This is a genomic window from Pseudomonas sp. PA-1-3F (assembly GCF_021609665.1).
Lineage (GTDB): Bacteria > Pseudomonadota > Gammaproteobacteria > Pseudomonadales > Pseudomonadaceae > Aquipseudomonas > Aquipseudomonas paracarnis.
The window spans coordinates 1-1,414 of the sequence record NZ_WJZD01000075.1; the positions used below are offsets into that span (position 1 = coordinate 1).

At 61.6% G+C, this 1,414-nt stretch carries 2 protein-coding genes; both read right to left on the minus strand.

Features of this window, described 5'->3' with window-relative positions:
- A partial coding sequence (locus GIV26_RS27005; RefSeq protein WP_236282924.1) for an ATP-binding cassette domain-containing protein occupies positions 1-241 on the minus strand: 241 nt, incomplete at its 3' end.
- Complete coding sequence (locus GIV26_RS27010; RefSeq protein WP_057977070.1) at positions 238-1,242, minus strand: substrate-binding domain-containing protein; 1,005 nt, start codon at positions 1,240-1,242, stop codon at positions 238-240. The genes GIV26_RS27010 and GIV26_RS27005, both read right to left, overlap by 4 nt.
- Between the last annotated feature and the right edge of the window lie 172 nt (positions 1,243-1,414).

A 1,414-nucleotide genomic window follows, 5' to 3' on the forward strand; every position in this document is an offset into this window, starting at 1 on the left:
CGCTGGCGATGCTGTCGGCGGCGCATTTGAAGGCCATGGTCTGCGCGCCGATCTGCACCGTACCGCTGGACGGAATGTAGGCGCCGCCGAGGATTTTCAGCAGGGTCGACTTGCCGGCGCCGTTCTCACCCATCAGCGCGTGCACCTGCCCCGGGTGGGCGGTGAAGCAAATGCCATCCAGCGCCTTGACCCCGGGAAAGGTCTTGCCGATGCCTTCAAACCGCAGGGCCGAAGCGGTCATTTCCACAGCCCGATCTTGGTCAGTTCCGCCTGGAAGTTTTCACGGGTAATCAGCGTCACTTCGTCCATGGCCGTGTATTTCGGCGGCTCGGTGCCCTGGGTAACCCACTCGTACATCATCTCAGCGGTTTTGTAGCCTTCAATGTGCGGGCTGGGCAGCATCGAGCCGAAGAAGCCGCTGTTGGCTTTCTTCAATTCGCCGATGGCGTCGGTGCCATTGATGCCGATACCAATCACATTGGCTGCGGCGAAACCGGCACTTTCGGTGGCGCGCACGCCGCCGAGCACGGTGTTGTCGTTCATGCCGCCGATGATCAGGTTCTTCGCGCTACCCGGCAGCTTGACCAGTGCCGAGTTGGTGGCGTCCATGCTGCCTGGCACGTCGAGGGTTTTCAGCGGGGCGGTGAGGATGTGATCTTTAGGAATGCCAGCCTCTTCCAGCGACTTGATCGAGCCGTCGGTGCGCTTCTTACCGGTGTCGAGCTCGTTGAAGGTGTTGATCACCGCGTAGGTGTCCTTCCAGTCCCAACCACGTTTTTTCGCTTCGGCGGCCATGGCGGCGCCCTGTTTCTGTCCCACCTCAAACGCGGCCATGCCCAGGTACGGCACGTCTTCCATGAAGTTGCCCTTGGCATCGACAAAGCGATCATCCACGGCCATCACTTTCAAACCGTTGACCTTGGCCTTGGCAACGATGGCCGGGCCCAGGGACACGTCCGGCGGGCAGATCACGAAACCTTTGGCGCCGTTGGCGGCCAGGCTGTCGATGGCCGAGAGGGTTTTCTCGCCGTCCGGCACCGCGATCTTGATGAGTTTGAAGCCTTTGTCCTGGGCGGCTTTTTCCGCAAACGCCCACTCCGTCTGGAACCACGGCTCTTCGGCCTGCTTGACCAGAAAACCGATTTTCACTTCTTCAGCGGCCAGCAACAGGCCGCTCAAGCTCATGGCCGAGACCGCCACAGCGGCGCAGCACAGGGAACGCAAACCACGACGACGATTCATAGGGGTGACTCCTTGTTGTTGTTGTTTTTCAATGTTCGTTTTGTGTACGGGTACTGTTGTGGCGAGGGAGCTTGCTCCCGCTGGGGTGCGCAGCGCCCCCCAAAACAAAAACGGGCCCGCCCCCGCGTGCGCCCGGGGGCAGGGCGCGCCCGCGCCCGCAGCGCTTGTGTGG

Excerpts from the sequence above, each read along its gene's own strand:
- GIV26_RS27010 (WP_057977070.1), bottom strand. The coding sequence starts at position 1,242 with ATGAATCGTCGTCGTGGTTTGCGTTCCCTGTGCTGCGCCGCTGTGGCG.